General features: G+C 56.7%; 18 protein-coding genes, 2 tRNA genes and 1 other RNA gene. 7 read left to right on the top strand and 14 right to left on the bottom strand.

Going from position 1 to position 22212, the window contains the following annotated elements; all coding sequences use genetic code 11:
* The first annotated feature begins 5 nt into the window (after positions 1-5).
* From HUV30_RS02435 to HUV30_RS02425, 3 genes are all read left to right on the top strand, one after another.
* Positions 6-1136: an FIST N-terminal domain-containing protein gene (locus tag HUV30_RS02435; protein WP_174403796.1), complete on the top strand. Its 1131-nt coding sequence runs from the start codon at positions 6-8 to the stop codon at positions 1134-1136.
* 243 nt (positions 1137-1379) lie between these two features.
* On the top strand, positions 1380-2561 hold the full coding sequence (gene purT, locus HUV30_RS02430) for a formate-dependent phosphoribosylglycinamide formyltransferase (RefSeq protein ID WP_174403949.1): 1182 nt from the start codon (positions 1380-1382) through the stop codon (positions 2559-2561).
* Between the two features lie 247 nt (positions 2562-2808).
* Positions 2809-4056: a glycosyltransferase gene (locus tag HUV30_RS02425; protein WP_174403795.1), complete on the top strand. Its 1248-nt coding sequence runs from the start codon at positions 2809-2811 to the stop codon at positions 4054-4056.
* Here HUV30_RS02425 and HUV30_RS02420 read toward each other — a convergent pair.
* The 7 genes from HUV30_RS02420 to HUV30_RS02390 all read right to left on the bottom strand — a co-directional run bounded on the left by HUV30_RS02420 (position 4053) and on the right by HUV30_RS02390 (position 11982).
* Positions 4053-4541, bottom strand: coding sequence for a universal stress protein (locus HUV30_RS02420; RefSeq protein WP_174403794.1), 489 nt, complete (start codon positions 4539-4541; stop codon positions 4053-4055). The genes HUV30_RS02425 and HUV30_RS02420 overlap by 4 nt on opposite strands.
* Before the next feature lie 25 nt (positions 4542-4566).
* Positions 4567-5550: a serine/threonine protein kinase gene (locus HUV30_RS02415; protein WP_174403793.1), complete on the bottom strand. Its 984-nt coding sequence runs from the start codon at positions 5548-5550 to the stop codon at positions 4567-4569.
* Positions 5551-5776: 226 nt separating this feature from the next.
* On the bottom strand, positions 5777-6565 hold the full coding sequence (locus tag HUV30_RS02410; RefSeq protein WP_174403792.1) for a substrate-binding periplasmic protein: 789 nt from the start codon (positions 6563-6565) through the stop codon (positions 5777-5779).
* Positions 6566-6686: 121 nt separating this feature from the next.
* The gene (locus tag HUV30_RS02405; protein ID WP_174403791.1) at positions 6687-8477 is read right to left on the bottom strand and encodes an amino acid ABC transporter permease; all 1791 of its coding nucleotides are present in this window, start codon (positions 8475-8477) and stop codon (positions 6687-6689) included.
* 113 nt (positions 8478-8590) lie between these two features.
* Positions 8591-9415, bottom strand: a complete 825-nt coding sequence (locus HUV30_RS02400; protein WP_174403790.1) for a transporter substrate-binding domain-containing protein — start codon at positions 9413-9415, stop codon at positions 8591-8593.
* 101 nt (positions 9416-9516) lie between these two features.
* A complete protein-coding gene (locus HUV30_RS02395) occupies positions 9517-10248 on the bottom strand; it encodes an amino acid ABC transporter ATP-binding protein (protein WP_174403789.1) in 732 nt (243 codons plus the stop codon).
* Between the two features lie 336 nt (positions 10249-10584).
* The gene (locus HUV30_RS02390; RefSeq protein ID WP_174403788.1) at positions 10585-11982 is read right to left on the bottom strand and encodes a sensor histidine kinase; all 1398 of its coding nucleotides are present in this window, start codon (positions 11980-11982) and stop codon (positions 10585-10587) included.
* Between the two features lie 233 nt (positions 11983-12215).
* Between HUV30_RS02390 and HUV30_RS02385 the strand changes: the two genes are divergently transcribed.
* The 3 genes from HUV30_RS02385 to HUV30_RS02375 all read left to right on the top strand — a co-directional run bounded on the left by HUV30_RS02385 (position 12216) and on the right by HUV30_RS02375 (position 14198).
* A complete protein-coding gene (locus HUV30_RS02385; RefSeq protein ID WP_174403787.1) occupies positions 12216-12923 on the top strand; it encodes a tetratricopeptide repeat protein in 708 nt (235 codons plus the stop codon).
* A 15-nt stretch (positions 12924-12938) separates the two neighbouring features.
* Positions 12939-13274, top strand: coding sequence for a PilZ domain-containing protein (locus HUV30_RS02380; protein ID WP_174403786.1), 336 nt, complete (start codon positions 12939-12941; stop codon positions 13272-13274).
* 162 nt (positions 13275-13436) lie between these two features.
* The gene (locus HUV30_RS02375; protein WP_174403785.1) at positions 13437-14198 is read left to right on the top strand and encodes a hypothetical protein; all 762 of its coding nucleotides are present in this window, start codon (positions 13437-13439) and stop codon (positions 14196-14198) included.
* A gap of 65 nt (positions 14199-14263) precedes the next feature.
* Here the strand turns inward: HUV30_RS02375 and HUV30_RS02370 are convergent.
* The 7 genes from HUV30_RS02370 to HUV30_RS02340 form a co-directional block, all read right to left on the bottom strand.
* Positions 14264-14356: transfer RNA gene (locus HUV30_RS02370), tRNA-Ser, on the bottom strand.
* 101 nt (positions 14357-14457) lie between these two features.
* Positions 14458-14551: signal recognition particle sRNA small type (gene ffs, locus HUV30_RS02365), an RNA gene on the bottom strand.
* Positions 14552-14576: 25 nt separating this feature from the next.
* A tRNA-Ser gene (locus HUV30_RS02360) sits at positions 14577-14669 on the bottom strand.
* Between the two features lie 286 nt (positions 14670-14955).
* Positions 14956-15726 (bottom strand): enoyl-ACP reductase FabI, encoded by a 771-nt coding sequence (locus tag HUV30_RS02355; RefSeq protein ID WP_174403784.1) that lies wholly within the window; start codon positions 15724-15726, stop codon positions 14956-14958.
* Between the two features lie 80 nt (positions 15727-15806).
* Positions 15807-16703 carry a phosphoribosylaminoimidazolesuccinocarboxamide synthase gene (locus HUV30_RS02350; protein ID WP_174403783.1) on the bottom strand — a complete coding sequence of 299 codons (897 nt, stop codon included), beginning with the start codon at positions 16701-16703 and terminating at the stop codon, positions 15807-15809.
* A 19-nt stretch (positions 16704-16722) separates the two neighbouring features.
* Positions 16723-18027, bottom strand: coding sequence for a histidinol dehydrogenase (gene hisD / locus HUV30_RS02345; protein WP_174403782.1), 1305 nt, complete (start codon positions 18025-18027; stop codon positions 16723-16725).
* Between the two features lie 378 nt (positions 18028-18405).
* On the bottom strand, positions 18406-19812 hold the full coding sequence (locus tag HUV30_RS02340) for an outer membrane homotrimeric porin (RefSeq protein ID WP_174403781.1): 1407 nt from the start codon (positions 19810-19812) through the stop codon (positions 18406-18408).
* 326 nt (positions 19813-20138) lie between these two features.
* On the opposite strand from HUV30_RS02340, the gene uvrC reads away from it, so the two are divergent.
* The gene (uvrC, locus tag HUV30_RS02335) at positions 20139-22202 is read left to right on the top strand and encodes an excinuclease ABC subunit UvrC (RefSeq protein WP_174403780.1); all 2064 of its coding nucleotides are present in this window, start codon (positions 20139-20141) and stop codon (positions 22200-22202) included.
* The last annotated feature ends 10 nt before the right edge of the window (positions 22203-22212 follow it).

The following is a 22212-nucleotide window of genomic DNA, read 5'->3' as shown; positions in this document are numbered from 1 at the left end:
GAAAGTTGACTGCCATTTCAGTTCGTACCGCCATGTCTGTTGCAGCAGACGCACACACTGCCGTGAGAGATATCGCGCAGGGGGTGACCCAGCCTGATATGTCCGTGGTCATTTTTTTCACGTCGGTGCGTTTCGACCTGCCCGAGCTTGGCAGGTGCCTGCAGCAGGCATTTGATTGTCCCGTTATCGGTTGTACCTCGGCCGGTGAATTTGTTTCCGGCATGGGGTACCAGAAGGGGAGTATGGTGGCTGCCAGCATCAGTTCGCGGGAACTGGCTGTGCGGCCGGTGCTTGTTGAGGGTATAACAGACTTCTCCGGTGAACAGGCCGCACGGCTGGTCAGCGAACTCGTCGCTGCTCCGGTGGAGCAGGACAATGCGGCAGGTACATTTGCCCTGCTGATGATAGACGGCCTTGCCGGTGCCGAGGAACAGGTCGTTTACAGCCTGCAAAAGGCCTTTGGCTCCATTCCTGTGGTGGGCGGTTCTGCGGGGGACGATTTCAACTGGCGCGAAACCTTTGTCTACCACGACGGAACGTTTCATTCCGGAGTGGCGCTGCTTACGCTGTTTGAAACGAATCTGCCATTCGCGGTGCTGCAGACCCAGCACTTCATACGTTCCGAAGTTCGCTTCGAGATCACCTCTGCCAATCCTGAAACCCGAACCGTTTTCACCATCAATAACAGACCGGCGGCTACCGTGTATGCGGAGGCGGTGGGTGTGTCCGAAAACGAACTGACACCGGCACACGTATCCTTGCATCCGCTTATTCTCTGGGTGGGAGGGCAGCATTATGTGCGCTCGGTGCGTGAGGCGCTGCCCGACGGCAGCATTACCTTCAACAGTGCCGTGGAAGAGGGGCTGGTGCTGTATCTCGGCACGGGCCACGACATCGTCGCCAATCTTGAAAACGCCCTTGAAGACAGCCTTGTGAAGGTGCCATATCCCAAACTGCTCATCGGCTTTGAATGTGCCCACCGGCGGCTGGAGGTGGAAGCGCAGGGGCTTGCTGATAGGGTCCGGCTTGTACTGGACAGGATGGAAAACATAGGGTTTCACACGTATGGCGAGCAGGTGGATTCCCTGCATGTGAACCAGACGTTTACGGGTGTTATCATCGGCGACCATTTTTGACGGCATGAGTGCCACGTTGTGGCATGAGCAGTCGGCAGCCGGTTGTATTTCTGCTCTGGCTTTGCTTTCCGGAAGTAAAAAGGTGTGAAGCGCTGCTTCATATCTCTGTATGCACGGCTTCAGCAGATGGCGGCAAAGGGGCAGAAGTTCCTTGCAAAGCACGGCGGTATGTGCAACATCGCGGCAGGCGTTATTCGCCTGACCACATTGACAAACCCTCTTATCGAATCAGGAGCACCATCCATGGCTTCCATCGGAACCCCTCTTACCCCGTCCGCGACCAAAATAATGCTGCTCGGCTCCGGCGAGCTGGGCAAGGAAGTCGCCATCGAGGCAATGCGTCTCGGTGCTGAAGTGATTGCCGTGGACCGCTATGATAACGCCCCCGCCATGCAGGTTGCGCACCGCTCGTACCCGATGAATATGCTCGACGGAGCCGCTCTGCGCAGGATCATCGAAACCGAGAAGCCCGACCTGATCGTGCCGGAAATCGAAGCCATTGCCACCGACACCCTTGTGGAACTGGAAAAGGAAGGCTTCACCGTGGTGCCCACCGCACGCGCCACCCGCCTGACCATGAACCGCGAAGGCATCCGCAGGCTGGCTGCGGAAGAACTGGGCCTGTCCACCTCTGCCTACCGCTTTGCGGATACGGAAGAAGAATACCGCGCCGCTATTGCCGCCATCGGCCTGCCCTGCGTGGTCAAGCCTGTCATGAGCTCCTCCGGCAAGGGCCAGAGCACCGTGAAGACCGAGGCCGATATCGACAAGGCATGGGCCTATTCGCAGGAAGGCGGTCGCACCGGCAGCGGACGTATTATCGTGGAAGGCTTTGTCGAATTTGACTACGAAATTACCCAGCTGACTGTGCGCCACGTGGGCGGCACCAGCTATTGCGACCCCATCGGCCATCTGCAGGTGGACGGCGACTACCGCCTTTCGTGGCAGCCGCAGCCCATGAGCGCCAAGGCCATGGAAGAGGCCCGTCGCGTTGCCAAGGTGATTACCGATGCACTGGGCGGACACGGCATTTTCGGTGTCGAACTGTTCATCAAGGGCGATTCCGTCATCTTCAGCGAAGTTTCTCCCCGTCCCCACGACACCGGGCTCGTGACGGTGATTTCCCAGAACATGAGCGAGTTTGCGCTGCACGCCCGCGCCATTCTGGGACTGCCCATTCCCGCCATTACCCAGCGTGGCCCTGCCGCTTCCAGCGTTGTGCTGGTGGAAGGTAACGGCACCGGCCCCACCTTCGGCAATCTCGACAAGGCACTTGCCGAGCCCGAGACCCAGCTGCTGCTGTTCGGCAAGGCTGAAGTGAAGGGCAAGCGCCGCCTCGGCGTGGCACTGGCACTGGCCGATACCATTGAAGAAGCCAAGGCCAAGGCGCAGCGGGTGTCTTCCGCAGTCACCGTGGCCTTCTAGGCTGTCCGATTTTTTTGTATGCTCGGGCCGGAGGCGTTATGCGCCTCCGGCTTTTTTTGTGCGTGCCATGTGGCGATCACATCCTGAACAGCATGGTGTTGTCGGGCAGGGTTTGGTGGCGGGGCTGAGCGGCGTCTATCGGGGCGACGGAAAACGGTTGGCAGGATGTGCGCCCGCTTCATGAGGTGGCAGGGATTAATGCTGCGAAAGGGGCGACAACACTCTGGAATTGTTGTAGACATAGGACATGAAAGTTCTGTTCATCCATCCCAATTTCCCTGCCCAGTTCCGGCATATGGCAGCGCGGCTTGCCCAGTTCTCTGAGAACCAGGTGGTATTTGCCTGCACCAATGCCCGCCCTGAGTGGGATATTGCCAATGTGCGCAAGGTGCAGTTCGGCACACGGTTTCAGCCCCCGGCGGACGGCCACCGGCTGGCAAACTTTTATGAACGCGCAGTGGCGCAGGGGGAGGCCGGATATGTGCTGTGCCGCAAGCTGGTGCAGTCCGGTTTCATGCCAGACGTGGTGGTGGGGCATTCTGGGTGGGGGGCAACCATGTATGTGCGCGATGCCCTGCCTACGACCCCCTTTGTGGGCTATTTCGAGTGGTACTACAACGCGCAGGGAGCTGATGTGGGCTTTGACCCTGCCGAAAAGGTGGGGGAGACGCATCGCATGAATCTGCGAACCCGCAATGCCGTCATTCTCAACGATCTGGAAGCCTGTTGCATAGGGCAGCTGCCCACACGCTGGCAGGCATCGCAGTTTCCGGTCCGCTACCATGACAAGCTGGCCGTGCGTCACGACGGGGTGGACACGGGATTCTTTGCGCCACTGCCCGCCGCAGAGCTGGAAAAGGGACTCGTGCTTCCGGGGCTGGACCTGACCGGCGTGCGCGAAATAGTCACTTACGCCACACGGGGCATGGAGCCGTATCGCGGTTTTCCGCAGTTCATGGAGGCCTTGCCGCGCATCCTTGCGGAACGGCCGAACGCGCATGTGCTTGTGGTGGGTGAAGACAGGGTCTGTTACGGCAAGCCTCCGGCGCAGGGTGGAAGCTGGAAAAGCCTGATGCTGGAAAAACTCAAAGGAACAGCGGGCATGGACAGGGTGCATTTTACAGGTCTGTTGCCATACGGCCAGTACCGGCTTGTCCTGCAGCACTCGCTGGCGCATGTGTATCTGACACGGCCCTTTGTGCTTTCATGGTCCATGCTGGAAGCCATGAGCTGCGGGGTGCCGCTCATAGCCTCTGCCACTGCGCCGGTTGAAGAAGTGGTGGAGCATGAGCGCAACGGTCTGCTGGTGGATTTCTTTTCAGCCGACGCCGTGGCCGCAGCCGTGTGCAAGGCCCTTGCGGAGCCCGCCGCAATGCTGCCCATGCGCAGGCAGGCGCGCAAAACGATCCTTGAGCGGTTCAGTCTTGAACGCCTGCTGCCGGGGAATATCCGGCTGGTGACGGAAGCCGCGCAAGGGCGCTTTGCCCCCCGCTAGCTCACAATCCATACGGTGCAGGTGTGTGTCTCCTGCACGATCCTGTTGGAAACGCTGCCGAACATGAATGCTTCCGTCTTGGAAACACCCCGTCTGCCAACAACCACGGTGCCGTAGTCGCCTTCGCGCTGGGTGCGCAGAATATCCTCCACCACGCTTTCGCCGGTGCTGCACACAAGGGCTTCTTCAAAGGGCGACTTGCAGCTCACCATGTAATTGACGGTGATGGCATCCGGCTTTACTCCCGCCGTTTCAAGAATGGCGCGTGCCTGCGCAAGGGCTTCCTTGCGGGTACGAACGCGCTCGCCGCATTCGGCCCGCCACTGTTCCTCGTCGGGAAAGAAATCCCTGTCTGGCAGGCGCTCCACCAGCAATAGGGTAATATGCACATCCGGCATGTCTGCGACCATCTCACCGGTGTATGAAACCGCTCTGAAGGCGTGTTCCGACGAATCGAACGCTATGAGAATACGCTTGTTGTTCATGGTGTTCTCCCGTGTTTCACGTCCCTTATTCCGGCTTGCGACCGTATTCACTTTCCAGCGCTTCCACACATGGCTCAAGGTCTGCGAGCAACTCGTCCGTGGTGGTATAGAACACCTCGGCGCTGTTGGAAAAATGCATGAGCACCCTGTTCAGCGCTTCCGGCACATAGGGGTATATCTTTCGCAGGTTCACGATGCGGTTGGGAATGACGATGGAAAGATCGTCGGATGAGAGCCTGCCTTCCAGCCGTTCCGCAAGTCCCATTCCTTCAAGAGACTGCACCGTGATGTTCGCCTTGCCGACAAGAAAGACCAGAATGTTGCCGAGGCCGAACAGGTCCAGCCCGAAGGGATGCTCGTAGGAATGGAAGGTGTAGTCGAAGTCTATCCAGCACAGGTTGCCGGTTCCGTGCTCCACATACAGATGGTCGCGGCGGATGTCTCCATGCCGTTCTCCGTGGCGGTGCAGCATGCCTATGGCTCGTACTGCTTCGAGATACCTGCGCAGCAGGCCGGGCAGATGCTCGCGGAAGTAGACGTCATGCTCGACATCGATGCGGTCCACGGTCAGGTCCAGCCGCCTGCCGTTGACTATCTCCAGCACGCGCACGTTGCGTCCTGCCGCATCCTTTATGGTTATGCCCTGCATGAAGCGGGAATCACCCCGCACGATGTCGAGAATGCGCGATTCCTTGTCCGGGCTGCGGTAACATTCCACACGGAATTTGCCCACCTGAACAGGAAAGGTCTCGAAGAATTCGAGCTTGAGAATCTTGCGTTTGCCCGTTTCAAGTTCATGGCAGCGCTTGACCCAGTATTTGGGGTCTTCAAGTCCGAAGCGACGTTCCGCCTCGTTTTTGTAGACCATGTAATGAACATCGCCGAGTTCTATGACGTGTCCGTAGTCAATGGACATGAACTGGGTGGTGTCCGTTACCAGACTCTTGCAATATTGTATGGGGAATTCAGGGAGATAGGTTCTTACCAGTTCTCGTACTTCGGCAGACATGGCGAACCTCCTTTGCGCAGCGCGTTGTTGGCATGTCTTTCTGCAGTCGGAAGTGCGAAGCCGTTTTCGTATTCTGTTATCTGTCTGAGCTGTTCTGCCTGTTGTAGTCGAGCTGATCGGCTATGTTGTCAGGGTATGCTGTCCGGCGAAAGCGCCCGCGGGTTGCCCGGCTCGCGCATCTGTTCAGGGAATCCGGCGGGGTACTCTGTGCGGGCCGGCTGCCGGTTTACTTTGGTTGCCGTTTGGCTGCCGGAGCTATGTGGAAATAGTCGTCCTGCATGTCCCGGTATTGCTTGCTTTGCCTGAAACGGGCCAGCTCTTCCGAAAAACGGTCCACAAAGTCTTTTTTAACCGTGGTCCGGTTGAACATGATGTAGAGCCCGTCGGACTTGATGACCACATTTTCGTTGGGCAAAACATTGTAGGCTCCCACTTTCTGGCGGATGTAGAGCCCGTTGCCGAGTTCAGCGACCAGTGCATCCAGCCTGCCGATCTTCAGTTTTCGAAAGTTGAGTTCGTCCGAATACACTTCCTCCACCGTACAGTAGACCAGAATGAATTCCCAGAACTCCTGTGTATAGCTGTACCCTGTTACCACGCCTATCCGTTTGCCCTTGAGATCTGCCAGCGAGGATATGGTGCCTTCCCGTGTCCATATGACCCACGGTGATTCAACCAGCGGGACCGAAGGGTAGTAGGCGTACATCTCCCGTTCCTTGGTGTAGTTGGCAGAGAACAGAGCGTCTGCCTTGCCGTGCTGGAAGAGTTCCATGGCCCGCTTCCAGGGATAGGCCTGCACGGGTTCGTACTTTGCCTGCATGCTGTCCATTACGTGTTCCACCACCTCTGTCGCAAAGCCGCCTACAGGGGCGCCTTGTTTTTCAATCTGATAGGGGGGCCAGATGTCACATACCACTATCAGCTTTTCCTTGGCGGCGGCGAGATCCAATACCAGCATGATCAGCAGAAAAATGCCGGACGTTGCAAGCAGAGCGAGGATCGTTTTGGTTTTCATGAAGGCCGTGTTCCTCCGCGGGCAGAGTTAGGTATCTTCCGTAATATATGTTCGCGGAAGAAAAAAAGAAAGCCCCGGCAAAGGTCTTGCCGGGGCTTTGGGGTTATTATCTGCACGGGAGCTACATCTTGAGGTTCACCTTTTCCGGGCTCAGTCTGCGTTCCAGCGATGCGGCGTATTTGGACATCAGGAAACACGGGATGAAGTAAAGCAGGGCCGTGGTGGTCCATATTTCCATGGAGGCGACCATCAGGCGGTTATCGACGGCTTTGGCGACGGAGGTAAGCTCCATGACGCCGAGGATGGAGACCAGCGAGGTGTCCTTGAATATGGCAATGAACAGGCCCACAATGGGCGGAATCATCTGTTTCAGTGCCTGCGGCAGGATGATCTTGCGCATGGTCTGCCAGTAAGAGAGGCCGGAGGCCGTGGCAGCTTCTACCTGACCGGGCGGAATGTTCTGAATGCCGCCGCGGACGATTTCGGCAAGGTATGCCGCCGTGAACAGCGTCAGTGCAATGGATGCCGACCACACCGTGTTGAAGAAGGTGTTGAACAGCACGGGAATGAGGAAATAGACCCAGTAGATGACAATGATCAGCGGGTTGCCGCGGATGAGTTCGATATAGAGCAGGCTGGGAATGCGGAAAACGCGGTTGTTGGAACAGCGTCCGAGACCGACCAGCAGGCCGATGGCAAAGCTGGCGGCAATGGCCACCACGGCAATGATGAAGGACAGGGTGAACCCGCCCATGCCGAGGAATGGGTCTGCCTCTTCGTGCGGGAACTGCCAGACGATCAGGTTGCCGAATTCGCGTGCAATGGCGGCCCAGTCAAAGGTGATGAGGCCTTTTATGGTGACATAGAGGCAACTGCCCAGCAGCAGGAGAAAGGCTGCCTTGCCTGCAAGAATAGCTGCCTGACTGAAGCGGCGCATCGCCATGCGCAGGGCGGCCTGCCGCGCTGAAACATAGGTGGCTGCCGCACGCTGGCGGCGGCGTGCTCTCAGGAAGCGTCCGACCGGATTGAACAGGATGCGGCTGAGCGTGGAGAAGGGCCAGGAAAAGGCGGAAACAAACAGGACGGGCAGCGAGCGGTTGGTATTGCCCACGGTGCGCAGTTTGCCGTTCACCCCGTTGAGAAGAAAAGAGATGATCAGCGAGAAGGCAAGATACATGACGGACGCTGCGGTGGTGGCCTCAAACCCTTTGAAGGTAAGAGCCTCTGCCTGCTGTGCCTGCCATGTCATGTCGGCCACGCCGACGAACATGGCCAGCGAGGTGTTTTTCATGTTGTTCAGAAATTCGCTGCCCAGCGGCGGGATGATCTCGCGGAAGGCGAGGGGCAGAATGATCTTGCGCAGCACCTGAACATAGGTGAGGCCCGAAGAATATGCCGCTTCGAGAATGCCCTTGGGAATGGACTGCAAGCCTGCGCGGATAACTTCTGCCATGAACGCGCTGGTGTACATGCCGACCGCAACCGCCGCCGTCAAGAATTCGAACTGGAAGGAGAATATCCACTCGCGCGCTGCATCGGGCAGGGCGCGGGGAAAGGCGAAGTAGAAGAAAAAGAGAACGACCAGCAGCGGGGTGTTGCGGAAAAATTCGATGACGCAGGTCGCGGTATAGCGCAGCGGCTTGAAATCCGAAAGGCGCGAAAGGCCGAGAACCGTGCCGAGGCCGAGACCGATGATGGAACTGATGGCGGTGAGCTTCACCGTCACCCACAGGCCCTTGAGGATCTCGATACCGAGATTGACCTGATAGGTCTCGTTAACCGTGTAGAGCATGGACCATTCGAACGTGTAGCCGAAGTCGAACACCCAGCCCCAATAATAGGTCATGATCGCCGCAAGGGCGAACAGCACGGTATTCTGAACCCAAACCTTTTCCAGCCAGAAACGTATCATGAACGATAAACCATTTTGTTGAGGTGCGGCGGCTGCCGTCCGCGCGAAGGCGGGCAGACAAGCGTACGCCCGGCTGAACCGGGCGCACGCATAATCTCAATAATCGTTGCGGCTTAGGGCCACAGTTCGATCTGGTTGGTCATGGGCATGGCGTAGGGGGTCTCGGGGCCGTACCACTTGTTGTAGATGTTCATGTAGGTGCCGTCGCGCCACATGTCCTGCAGAGCTGCGTTCACAGCGTCGCGCAGGGCGGAATCGTCCTGGGGCATGCCCATGCCGTAGGGTTCGTCGGAGAGGAAGTCGCCTACGAGTTCAAATGAGCCGGGCTTCTTGGCAGCATAGCCGAGAAGGATGGTGGCGTCGGTGGTCCAGCCTGCTACGCGGCCCATTTCCAGAGCCTGGAAGCATTCGGATTCCTTCTGGAAGGAAATGATGTTGGCATCGGGGTTGGCAACGCCGAGAGCCTTGAGGGCGTTCTTGAGGTTGATTTCAGAGGTGGTGCCCTGCATGGTGGCGATCTTCTTGTCCTTCATGTCCGCAAGGGAAGCAAAGGTGCCCTTCTTGGCAAGAACCTTCTGACCGTCGAAGAAGTAGGTGATGGAGAAGTCGATGGACTTGTCGCGCTCACGGGTGTGGGTCATGTTGGCAACGGAAACGTCGATGCGGCCCTGCTGGATGAAGGCGATACGGGTCTTGTTGTTGACCTTTACGCGCTCCAGTTCAACGCCCATGCGCTTGGCCAGTTCGGTGGAAATGTCGTAATCGAAGCCGGTCCATTCGCCCTTGTCATTGAAGAAGGCGCCGGGGATGGAGTCGGTCATGATGCCGATGCGGACCTTCTTGTCCTTCATGATCTTGTCGTAAGTAGCACCGGCAAAGGCGGTGGAGGCCATCATGGTGACGGCCAGAGCCATGGCAATAATCTTCCCAATACGCATGTTCTACTCCCAGTGTTTTCAGTTTCTCTGCGTTCCGGCAGAACCGGATCGCGCCTCAACATTCGTCAACCCCGGTGCAGAACCGGAGTCATGCAACCATGCTAGTGCGAAAGAATCTTGCTGAGGAAGTCCTTGGTACGATCCTGCTTGGGATTGTTGAAGAACTCCTCCGGAGTGTTCTCTTCGATCAGTTCGCCGAAATCCATGAAGATAACCCTGTCGGCCACTTCGCGGGCAAAGCCCATTTCGTGGGTGACGCAGGCCATGGTCATGCCCTCGCGGGCAAGGGTTTTCATGACATCGAGCACTTCATTGATCATTTCGGGGTCGAGCGCGGATGTGGGCTCGTCGAAGAGCATGATCTTGGGCTTCATGGCAAGGCCGCGTGCAATGGCCACGCGCTGCTGCTGGCCGCCCGAGAGCTGGCTGGGATAGGCTTTTGCCTTGTCGGGAATGTTCACCTTTTCGAGCAGTTCCATGGCAAGGCGCTCTGCCTCGGCACGCGGAGTGTTGCGCACCATGGTGGGGGCAAGGGTGATATTTTCCAGCACAGTCATGTGCGGATAGAGATTGAATTGCTGGAAAACAAAGCCGATTTCGGCGCGAAGGCTGGTGAGATTGAGACGGGGATCATGCAGATCCATGCCGTCTACGATTATGCGGCCCTTCTGGATGGGCTCCAGCCTGTTGATGCAGCGGATAAGCGTGCTCTTGCCGGAACCGGAGGGGCCGCAGATGACCACAACCTCCCCCTGTGCTATCTCCAGATTGATATCCTTAAGCACGTGGTGGTCGCTGCCATACCACTTGTTCACCTGTTCAAAACGGATCACGTATCTCTCCCAGTAAAAGAAAAAACGGGTGCGGGATGCCTCAATCCCGCATCTGGGTGCTAACAAAAAAGCCAGTGGTGCGGCAACGAAAAACTGGCGAATTTACAATATTGTCTGCTGCGTTTTGGGGGCGAATTAGCACAGTGTGCTGATGGTATTGAACTAGCAGTGCAGAAAAATTGCATAAAAAAAGCAGAAAAAATATCCGGACCGGGAAAAGGAGGTATGGGGGAGGCAATATGGCTGGAAAAAGAAGGCTTGTAAGGTGTTTTGCGCGATTTATTTTACAAGAGTGTAATTTGGTGATGATTCGATCACGATATGAAGAAAAATTGATTATTTTGTCACAGAATCTTCGCAAGGCAGGGTGAAATAAAAGCAATTGCCCATGGGGTGCGCCTCGTATCCGGCTTCGCCCCCGTGCAGACGCGAAATTTCCTTGGCAAAGAACAGGCCGTGGCCTGTGCCGTATTCGCCCCCCACATCACGACCGCGGAAATCCGCTTTGAACAGCTGTGGAGCGTCTTCCTCGTTGATATACGGACCGGATGTGATCACATTAACCCTGGCTCCGCTTTTTCCCTTTCCAAAGTGGTCCGGAAGCAGCGCTACGCCGTAGCACAAGAGCTTCTCTCCAGGCTTGCCCTGTTTGTCCGCAAGCTCTGGCGGAACCGGACGGGTATATTTGACAGCATTGGAAAAGAGGTTCGCCAGTACCTGGCTGATGAGTCCCACATCGGCCGTCACAAGAATATTTTCGTCAAAGCTGCCGCTGCCTTCGCAATAGGGAACGACCTTGATGTCTTTTTCATCAAACCGGCTTTTGAAGCGCTCGAGCTGCGGGTCGAGTATCCGCTTGTGGAGATTGACCACTGTCTTGTGCAGCACGTAGCGCCCCTTCTCGAAATGGCTTTGCCTGAGCAGGGTTTCAAGAAACAGGCTGGTCTGTTGAAAGTGGCGGAAAACTTCGTTGTACTGTTCGTCCATGCGGTGCTGGATATAATCAAGCTGGGCAACCGTAGGGGAGCTTATGGAGGTTTCCATGAGGTCGGATATGGCGTGACGCATCGCCTTCATTTTGCCGTCCAGCTGCCGGAACAGCAACTTGAAGTACATGTTCGGCACGATGACGTTGTGGCCTATGTCGTGCACGAGGTTCTTGATGAATTCCAGATGCTCGCGATGCTTGAAGGCGAGCATGCGGTTGTGCAGCTGATAGCCCACCCGGTTTGCGAATTTTTCGAAGAATAACTTCTGCTTGTCTGTCATGCCCGGTTCCGGATGCAGTACCAGCAGCCCCAGTGTTTCGCCCACGGGAGTGATTGGCAGCAGATCGCGGTCGACTTTTTTGCCGCGGATGGGAATGCAGTAGCGTTGTTCCTGCCAGAACGGGCCGTCAGTGAGGGAAAGCCCTTCCGTATCCATGAGGGGAATAAGGCATGTGGCACCTGTTGAGCAGCCGTAGCGCAGCAGAACGGAGTGATCGTTCAGGACGTATATTTCCGCATGGATGCGGAACATGGAATGGATGATGAGCACGGCCAGCGTGAGCAGGTCTTCAAGCGATTCGAATTCCTGCGCGAGATCAAAGAATACATTGAAGGCGCAGGTTTGTTTCGTGCTGAAGTCGTAAGTTTTGTAGTCGTGAAGCTTGGTTGCTATGCGCTGCTGTACCAGAGCGAATGTTGCCTCCAACTCCTGACTGCTGCGAAAGGGCGAAATCTGCTGGCTCATGCTGCTTCTCGTATACATGCTGCGATTCGTCTGTGAAATGCGGGCGACAGTCCCCGCTTCTTACTATTACTATTTCACATTCTTCCATTTCCGCCAAGGATATGTTGGAAAGGAAGCGGGAAAGACCCTAAGAATTTGACAAGCCCCGTATTTGCAGGTTTAGATAAAAAAGATAGCAGTGGGGGGGCCATAGCGTTGCCACTGTGAAACCTATGGGCAGACAAGGGGTGTAGATGATCCCGATAGTTTTGGGAATATATGAAACCCGAAAGGCTGATGATGTCGGAACGGGAACTACCCGTCAGACGCAAGAGTTGCGCATATCATGGTTTGTGGCACAGGTTCCCGGGGGGGAAATCGCCTGCCAGCCGCTCAATGATGCCAACCTGCCTTCCGGTTTCGTGCAGACGATCGACAGGGATGTTTTTCTCTCCGACTATGTGCTTGTGCCGGATAAATATGACGAGCATATGCGCAGTGTGGTCAATTCGCTGAGGGACAAGGTGAACGGAGCAACGGCGGCAAAGGAGGTACCTTCGCTGTCACGCGAGGAGAGCATGCTGCTCAGGGGGCTGATGGGGTTTCTTCACTCCCGCCCTGATGTGGCGCTTTCCGATACCGATCTCTTTTCCGTGCGGGCCATGCTTGATGCCATGCGGCAGACGGGCAACGTTGTTCTCGAATATCAGCGCGTTCTCACGGGGGCGGCCATTGATCTGCGCAAGCAGCGCATGTTCGACAAGGCCGTGAGCTATTATTCCAAGGCGCTGGAAATTGACGGATACAACGACCACATCATGTTCAACCTTGCGAGAGTCTATTTCGAGATGGGGCAACTGGATGAAGCCCGGAACCAGCTGTTCAGGGCTTTGGAGATCAATCCCGAACTGGAGATGGCACGGCGCTTTTTGCGGTATCTTGATGCTTCGGGCAAAGGGTAGTTTTTAGGAGAGTGTATGGCAGAGCGACGTAGAGAGCCGCGTGTTCCGCTTGATTGTCCGATTTTTGCCACCTTGCTGCTCAAGGACGGCCTTGAGCTCTATTGCCTGCTGCGCGACGTGAGTCTGCAGGGGGCGCAGGTGGCTCTGCCTCCCGGCGAGCTTTCTGTCGGCGTGGCCGTGGGGGATGAGATTGTCATACTCGACCCCCCGCTTCAACTGGAAGGAGTCATCACCGAGGCGAAAGCGCAGGTGGCCTGGATACGGGATGGTGTTTTCGGCATCCGTTTCGCCAATGGCATGGAGATTGACCAGCAGCTTCTTGAGAAGCTTCTTTCGGAAGCCTGCCTGTAGGCACTCTGAATTTTCAAAAAGCCCCCGGCGTATGCGCCGGGGGCTTTTGTTGTCGGCCGGCCGCAGCCTTCGGCGGCGCGGTACACTTTCATCTCTGGGCGTTATGTGCTACCTCTGCCCGGCGTGCATAGTTGCAGGCAAGAGAGGAAGACAGGAGTTGATATGAAGATACGGAACAGAATCAAGGCCTGGAAGCAGGATACGCTTTGCGCTGTGGTGGCGCTGGGTGGCGCTTTCTGGCTTAAATGGGGTGTGTGTGCCCTGTTGCTGGCTGCGGCTTTGATATTCGGCGGTGTCCCCTTTGTCATGATAGGTCTCGGGGGGCTGCTCGGATGTATCTGTGCCGTCATGCTGGACGGGTTTACCGAGTTTCGCAGGGAAAACGGCACCTTCATGCCCGGCTGCGCTTTCATGGGGCTGCTGGCATTCGCCATGGCCAACATGGCGTTTCACCTTCCGGGAAAATGGGCGGTAATACTGGGGTGTCTGGTGAGTTCCGGACTGTTGCTCGCACTCATTCTGCGCTGCCTTGACCGCGAAACCGGCATGAACATTCAGGTCGGCATCTGGCTGTTCGCGGTGGCGGGCGCGTTGCTGCTCTGCTTCCTGTATACCGGACCGTATGCCGGAGTGGTGGGGCTTGCATCCTTCGTTCTGGCCGTCGGGCTGTATGTCAGGCTGCTCATCGTGCTGCGCGACGGAGCCGAGACCGGACTGCGCGCTGCATGGCATCTGGCCCTTGGCATTGGTATCGCCGTGCTGACTGGTGCCGCCTTCAACAAGCTGGGAGTGATTCCCGCAGGCGGTGCCGCCTTTGGCGGCTTTGTGGTGGGATTGCTTGTTGCAGCCGTGTTCAGCCCCGTGAAGAGATTCACCAACTGGGTTGTCTGCAGGCTGGATGAAGAAAAAGAGCCTGAATGGTAGCCTGTTCCAGAGTATGCAAAAAAAGAAGCGGCGCAATCGTATGATTGCGCCGCTTTTACTTTCGGTGGCGGTGAGGGAGAGATTCGAACTCTCGGTACCCTGTTAAGGTACACACGATTTCCAATCGTGCTCCTTCGACCGGACTCGGACACCTCACCAACGCGGAGTGATAGCTAGCAAAGGGCTGTAGCCTTGGCAAGCGAAAAGTGCGGAAAACCGCAAATTGGGCAAAAAAAGAAGGCACAATCCGAAGATTGCGCCTTCTGGGAGTCGGGCACCCGAAAGCAACTGTTGCGGCTGCTTCTTTTCAGACCTGACCGGGTTGGCAGCGCATTCGCCGCCCGACTCCCGTTCTGCATGGCAGAAGGGAAAATTTGATGGCGGTGAGGGAGAGATTCGAACTCTCGGTACCCTGTTAAGGTACACACGATTTCCAATCGTGCTCCTTCGACCGGACTCGGACACCTCACCGCATCAGGAAGGGAGTAACTAGCAAAAGGGCGATGGGTTGGCAAGCAAAAAAAGCGGGCGGCACGTATGTGCCGCCCGTGTGCTACTTGTTGCACCCTTTCTGTTTCCGCAGGCCTGCACCGCAGGCACATCCGGACGAAGTTTTTCGTCCGTCGATGTGCGGAATTCAACCGCCTTTGGGAACATAGTCCTTGGGCATCACCTTAATGGTGATGAAGGCCAGAATCACGAATCCCACGAGGGGGATGATGAAATCCCACATTGGGGGTCTCTCCTTCAGGCTCGCCTAAAGTCCGATTCCCATCACATTGTAGCCGCTGTCCACATGGTGGATTTCGCCGGTAACGCCGGAAGAAAGATCCGAGGCGAGATACACGGCACTGCGGCCCACATCTTCGATGGTGACGTTCCGCCGCAGGGGAGCCTGTTCCTCAATGTAGTTGAGGATGCTGCGGAACCCGGAAATGCCGGATGCTGCAAGGGTCTTGATGGGACCGGCGCTGATGCCGTTGATACGGACGCCCTTGGCACCCAGATCAACAGCCAGATAGCGCACGCTGGCTTCAAGAGCCGCCTTGGCTACACCCATGACGTTATAGTTGGTTATGACCTTTTCCGCACCGTAGTAAGAAAGAGTAAGCACGGATGCGTTCTCTGTCAGCAGGTCTTCGTAGGCTTTTGCCAGTGCGGTGAGAGAATAGGCAGAAATGTCGAGTGCAAGCTTGAATCCGTCGCGGGAGGTTTCAATGAAGCGACCCTGCAGATCTTCGCGGTTTGCAAAGCCGATGGAGTGGACAAGGATGTCCACGCCGCCCCATTCCTTTTTGACGTATTCTACACCGGCGGCGATTTCTTCGTCGCTGGTCACGTCACACTGGAAGATGAAGTCTCCGCCCAGTTCTTCGGAAATAGGTTCAACACGCTTGTGCAGCGCGTCACCAAGATAGTTGAAGGCAAGGCGCGCACCCTGGGCCTTGAATTCCTTGGCTATGCCGTATGCAATGCTCTTGTTGTTGGCCACACCGAAAATGAGGGCTCTTTTCCCTTCAAGCAGCATGTATTTCTCCATTCATGTTTATGGTATCCGCGCTGCCTTGTGGCGCGCATGAGACGTTTATTGTAGGTCCAAGAGTAATACTAACAGGGAAGCGCCTTGCCCGTCAAAATGGAATATGCTTCCTCATATTTCTTTTTGGTTTCCGCAATCACGTTTTCCGGCAACGCGGGCGGGGGAGGCGTCTTGTCCCAGGGCTGGGCAGAGAGCCAGTCGCGCAGATACTGCTTGTCGAAGCTGGGCTGTCCCTTGCCGGGGGTGTAACCGGCCATGGGCCAGAAACGGGAAGAATCGGGGGTAAGCACTTCGTCTATGAGGATGAGTTCGCCGTCGAGCATGCCGAATTCGAACTTGGTGTCGGCAATGATGATGCCCTTGCTTTCCGCAAACTCGCGGCCCTGGCTGAAAATGGCGATGGATACGGCCTCTACCTTGCGGGCAAGCTCTTCGCCGATCATGCCTATGGCCTGCTCAACGGTGATATTCTCATCGTGTTCGCCGAGCTCTGCCTTGGTGGAAGGCGTGAAGAGCGGGGTGCCCAGCTTTTCGGATTCCTGCAGTCCGGCAGGCAGAGCATGGCCGCAGACGGAGCCAGTCTTGAGGTAATCCTTCCAGCCGGAGCCGGTGATGTGGCCGCGCACGATGCATTCGATGGGCAGGGGCTTTGCCTTGCGCACCAGCACGGAACGGCCTTCGAGATCGGCAGCGTATTTGTGCAGCGGTTCGGGGAAATCCTTCACCTCGGAAGCGATGAGGTGGTTGGGCAGGATGTCCTTGAACATGTCCATCCAGAACAGGGTGATCTGGTTGAGCACCACGCCCTTGTAGGGAATGGGTTCGTTCATGATCACGTCAAAGGCGGACATGCGGTCCGTGGTGACCAGCAGCAGGGTGTCCTTGTCGATTTCGTAGATGTCGCGAACCTTGCCGCGGGAAACAAGCGGATACTCAGTGATGTTGGTCTTGGTGACAACGTTCATGGTCTTCTCCTGAAAAGATTTATCGTGTGCGGGATTCCGCAGAGCGAGCGTGTGCTTCAAGTCCTTCAAGACGGGCAAGGCGGGCTATCTTTGCCGCATTGGCCTGTGTGAAGGCAGCTGACGCCGCAATGATGCTTGATTTTTTGGTAAACGTTTCCACGGAAAGGGCTGATGAAAAGCGCGCTGTTCCGTTAGTGGGGAGCACATGGTTGGGGCCGGCAAAGTAGTCCCCCACCGGTTCGGGAGAGTTGGCACCAAGGAATATGGCACCGGCATTGCGCAGTTTGGGCAGCATGGTCCACGGGTCTGCAACAATCACTTCAAGGTGTTCCGGTGCAATGCTGTTGGACAGTTCCACTGCCTGGTCCATGGTGTATGTAACGACAATGGCGCCCCAGTCGGCAAGGGCTTTGCGCGCGATATCGCATCGCGGCAGGGCCTTCGTCTGTATGACAAGTTCGGCCTTCACGGCGTCGGCCAGAGCTGCCGAGTCGGTAATGAGAACTGAGGATGCCAGCGTGTCATGTTCCGCCTGTGATAACATATCTGCGGCCACCTGATCCGGGCGGGCAGTGCTGTCAGCCAGAATGAGGATTTCACTCGGTCCGGCGATCATGTCTATGCCCACCTTGCCGATGAGCATGCGCTTGGCCGTGGCAACAAAGATATTGCCGGGACCGGCGATGACATCCACCGGGGCGATGCTTTCGGTGCCGTATGCAAGGGCGGCAATGGCCCATGCGCTGCCACAGGCGTATACCTCGTCAATGCCGAGCGCATGGGCTGCGGCAAGGATGTAGGGATTGGGCGTGCCGTCCTCGCGCGGGGGAGAGACAACGGCTATGGAGGGTACTCCGGCCACCTGGGCGGGAATCGCGTTCATGAGCATGCTGGAGATGAGCGGTGTATTGCCGCCCTGTCCGCCGGGAACATACAGGCCGACGCGGTCAACCGGTCGCACCATCTGACCGAGCACCGTGCCGTCTTCAGCCGTGGTGAACCACGAATTTTGCTTCTGGCGTTCATGGAAGGCGCGGATATTGGATGCCGCTTCCAGGATTATGGCAAGGTCTTCGGCAGGAACCTGTTGCGAAGCGTTTTGGAGCACTGTGGCAGGTACGCGCAGCATCGCAGATGTGAAAGATGGGCAGTCGAACTTCTGTGTATAGGCAATGAGGGCCGCGTCCCCGTCTTTCTGAACAGTGGCGAGAATATCCTGCACCACAGGTTCTACGGAGTTGTTGGGATCATCCCGACCTGAGAGCATGGCGCGTATGGGCGCTGCATCCTCGGGGGACTGATAGGAAAAGCTACGACAGGGCATTGCGGCTCCTTATGTTTCGCCTGACCGCTGCGCGCAGTGTGCCGTCCTTGGTGTAGATGCGAGAGGACTCGCCTTACCGCAGAAGAAGGGCAAAGCGGCGGGGTTGCAGGCAGGTCGTGGGAACTGATCGGAACGCCCTTCTCTTATAGGAGGGAGGCGGAAAAGTCGAGTATGGATGATGCGGCTGGTGCGGAAGTTCGGTTGTATGAGGGAGGGGGGAGGAGAGCTGCGTGCGGTTCCAGGGTAGCGGGGCGGAAGGGCAAATGAGCGTCATCAGGCATCGTCATATCTGAACAAAGGGCAAAATATAAGCCGGGGACCGAAGTCCCCGGCTATCAATGCGTCAGGATCTGTCAAGTACGGTTCTAGCAGTAAACCTTAGAAGGTGTACTGGAAGTAGAAGCCCAGCTTGTAGGCGTCTTCGTCGTACTTCTGGTTGCCGGTGAGGCCCCAGGTGTCTTCGTCGAGGTCCAGGTTGATGTAACCCATTTCTACGAAGAGAGCCAGGTTCTCATAGATGTCGTACTTGTGGTCGAAGTTGATTTCCCAAGCGCTGTCTTCGTCGGTCAGGAAGTAGCCGTCACCGGAAACTTCGCCAACGGGGTCAATGGAAGCAACCTTGAGGATGTCAGCGTCGTTGGTACCCTGTACGTATACAACGCGGATCTGAGAGGTCAGGCTGTCGATAACCTTGATGTCTTCGAGCAGCAGACCAGCGGCCCAGGTACCTACGTTAGAGGTGCCGAGCACGTCGTAGGTGGCGAAGCCAACAGCTGCGCCGTCAAAGCCGAAGGAGGTGGGGCCGAAGGCGCCGTCGATGAAAGGCATACGTTCGGAACCGTTGTCCAGATCGTCGTCTTCACCGGAAGCGTACCAGCCGATAACGCCGGGGGTAACCATGTCCATCTTGTAGGACAGCTTGCCGATGATGGTCCAGCCGGAACGGTCCAGAGCGTCTTCGTCGCCGGTCTTTGCATCGCCAGCGTCAACTGCGCCGTACACTGCGTCCATGGAGAATACGATGGGGTCGAACATGTCGAGGCTGTAGCCCATGCCCAGCCAGTAAGCGCGGGCATTGTCATCAGCAGCAACGCCGGCTACGCCGGAGAGGGACTGGAAGTCAACGTCAGCAACGTCCTTGCCGATGGCGCTGTACACAGCATAGGGAGTGAACTCCATGCCGTCCAGCTTGATGCCACCGATCAGGCCGAACATATCCATTTCGTCCTGAGCGTTTGCGGTGTCTTCGTTGTTCGCAGAGGTGTCGTAGGGGCGTGCCCAGAAACCGGTCATGGAGAACATGTCGTTGAACTTGTAGGAAGCAACAACAGCGGCTACGTCGTTATCCAGGATGGGGGAACCGGCAACAGCGCCGGGCAGGGCCAGACCCTGGAGACCCATGCGGATGTCAAGAGCGGTGTTCGGAACAGTCCAGTCGATGTAAGCACGACGGGTCTGAACGTTCACGCCGTCAGTGCCGATCTGGCCACCGGTGGTTCTACCAGCGGTGTTGGAGCCGCGGCCCCAAACGTTGTTGATTTCGAAGAATACAACACCGGAAAGGTTTTCGCTGGCAACCATGTCGATCTGGGTGCGGAAACGCTGTGCTGCAACGAAATCGTCTTCGGACTGGCCGTCAGCTTCAGAATCGTTGAAGTTGGCGTTGTCGGTCCATTCGTAACCCATCTGGAAGGTGCCCTTTGCCTTGAAATCGGTAGCGGAGCTGGTGGCAACAGCGCCGAATACCATGGCAAGTGCGAGCATCAGAGTGATAACTCTTTTCATTTGTCTATTCCTTCTTTCTTTTGCTTTGGTCGTTCCTGACGCAAATGACCATAGTTAGTTAGGAGTCTTTTACTCCACCCCGCATGGCATGGCAAGAAAAAAGGTCAAATTTTTTAAACGGTACAAAAAATTATTCTTGGATGATTTAAATTTAAAATTAGTAATTAAAATTAGACGATTAGCTGGTATTAAATGTCTAGAGAGTAATGTTGTGCAAAAAATTATACCTGAAATAGTGTTTGATGTGTCATAATAATGACACGCGCAAGATGGTTTATCTCTGCCTCCATTTGACGAGTTCGGGGGAACTTGGCAGAAAACGGGATATGGAATCACCTGCACTGCACACAATACCGCTTACCCCTGGCGTCTACCTGTTCAAGGACGGGGACGGACGTATAATATATGTAGGCAAGGCCAAGGTTCTGCGAAAGCGGCTTGCCTCCTATTTCCGACCTGACAAGGCGCTCACGCCGAAGACACGGGCCATGGTCCGCATGGCGGCGAGTGTTGATACGCTTTCCACCACATCGGAAAAAGAAGCCCTGTTGCTGGAAGCGAGCCTGATCAAGAAGCATCGCCCCCGTTACAACATCGTGCTGCGCGACGATAAGCAGTACATTCTCTTCAAACTCAGCAAGCGCCACGAATGGCCGCGATTAACCCTGACCCGCAAGGTTGTGCGCGATGGTTCAGCCTATTTCGGGCCGTATACCTCGGCTCAGGCTGCCCGTGATACATGGAAGGCCATTCAGCGTGCGTTCCTGCTTCGGCGCTGTTCCGATACGGCATTCAAGAACAGGGTGCGCCCCTGCCTCTACCATCATATGGGGCAATGTCTCGGCCCTTGCTGCCTTCCGGTGGATAATGTGCAATACAGGGCCATGGTGGGAAAGGTGGAACTGCTTTTGAACGGGCGGTCCTCTGAACTGCTTGAACTTTTGCAGCAGCAGATGCTGGATGCCTCCGAAGCGTTGGAGTTCGAGAAGGCCGCAGAGCTGCGGGATCAGGTTGCCTCCATACGGCGCACCGTGGAAAAACAGGCTGCAGTGCTCGGAACCGAACGGGATATGGACGTGCTCGGTGTGGCGGAAACCTCCAAGGGGCTGGCGCTTGGCATTCTGTTTGTCCGTGGTGGCGTGCTGCTCGACGGCCGCAACTTCTTCTGGAATGGTCTCGGGCTGGAAGAGGCGCCGGAGATGGTTCTCAGCTTTCTGGGGCAGTATTACGGGCCGCAGAGTGTGGTACCGCAGCGTATTGTCATCCCGTGGGCTCTTGATGCCCATGATGATGAAGGCCATGGTGTTGTGTCTCCCGAACAGGTAGCCACGAATGTGGAATCACAGTATGTCGGTGCATCTGCAACAGAAAGCCCCCTTGCCGGAATAGGGGCAGGGGTACCCGCAGACCCGGAAAATGACAGAACCGACGCCCCAATTCTCCCTGCCGGTCTTGCAGCAGGTGTTAGTTCTGAATTCGTCGGAGCGGAGGACATAGCGGAAGAAGATAACCCCCTTGCCGCGCTGGCAGAAGCGCTGGGAGAATTGCGTGGGGGAATTGTCCGCATAGGGCCGCCCCGGAACGAGGCAGAGAACCGTCTTGTAACCATGGCCCAGACCAACGCGGCCGAAGAAGTCAGGTCCTCTGCTTCCCGCAGTGTGGAAGACATCCTTGCGGCAAAGCTGGGCATGGCCGAACCGCCTCATCGCATAGAGGCTGTGGATGTGTCGCATACCGGGGGCAAGGATACGCGGGTGGGCGTGGTTGTCTTCGAAGGTGGCAAGGCTGCCAAAGATCAGTACCGGACCTATGCCTTTGCGGACGAGGACGCCGGTGGTGATGACTATGGAGTGCTTGCCGCGTGGATGAAGCGACGGCTTGAATCCGGTCCGCCCTGGCCGGACCTGCTCCTTGTGGATGGCGGGCGCGGTCAGCTTGGTGCGGTCATGTCCGTGCTGGAAGAGCAGGGAAGCGCCGATCTTTTTGCCGTGGCGTCCATCGCCAAGGCGCGTGTGGAAGAAGGGACCCGTGCAGACAGGCGCAAGGGCGGCGTGGCGGATTCCATTTTTCTTCCGGGCAGGGTGAATCCTGTTGCCATGAAGGCCGGTTCGCCGGAACTGCTGTTTTTGCAGCTGATCCGTGATTCCGTGCACGACTATTCCATCCGGCGGCACAGAAAGGCCCGCGCAGGAACAGCTCTGGCCGGAGAACTGCAACGCATAGAGGGCATAGGCCCTTCGCTGGCCAAAGTTCTGTGGGAGCATTTTTCATCGATACGTGAAATGGCCGATGCCTCGGAAGCGGAACTTGCAGCGCTGCCCGGCATTGGCCCTGCCAAGGCTAAACGAATCCGGTCGGGTCTTGCTGCCATGCGGACCAGGAAAAAATGAGGCCCCGCAA

It is taken from the genome of Desulfovibrio subterraneus (assembly GCF_013340285.1).
In the GTDB taxonomy this organism is placed as follows: Bacteria; Desulfobacterota; Desulfovibrionia; order Desulfovibrionales; family Desulfovibrionaceae; genus Halodesulfovibrio; species Halodesulfovibrio subterraneus.
The sequence above is the reverse complement of the archived record's forward strand: the minus strand, read 5'-3'. Positions and strand labels throughout refer to the sequence as shown.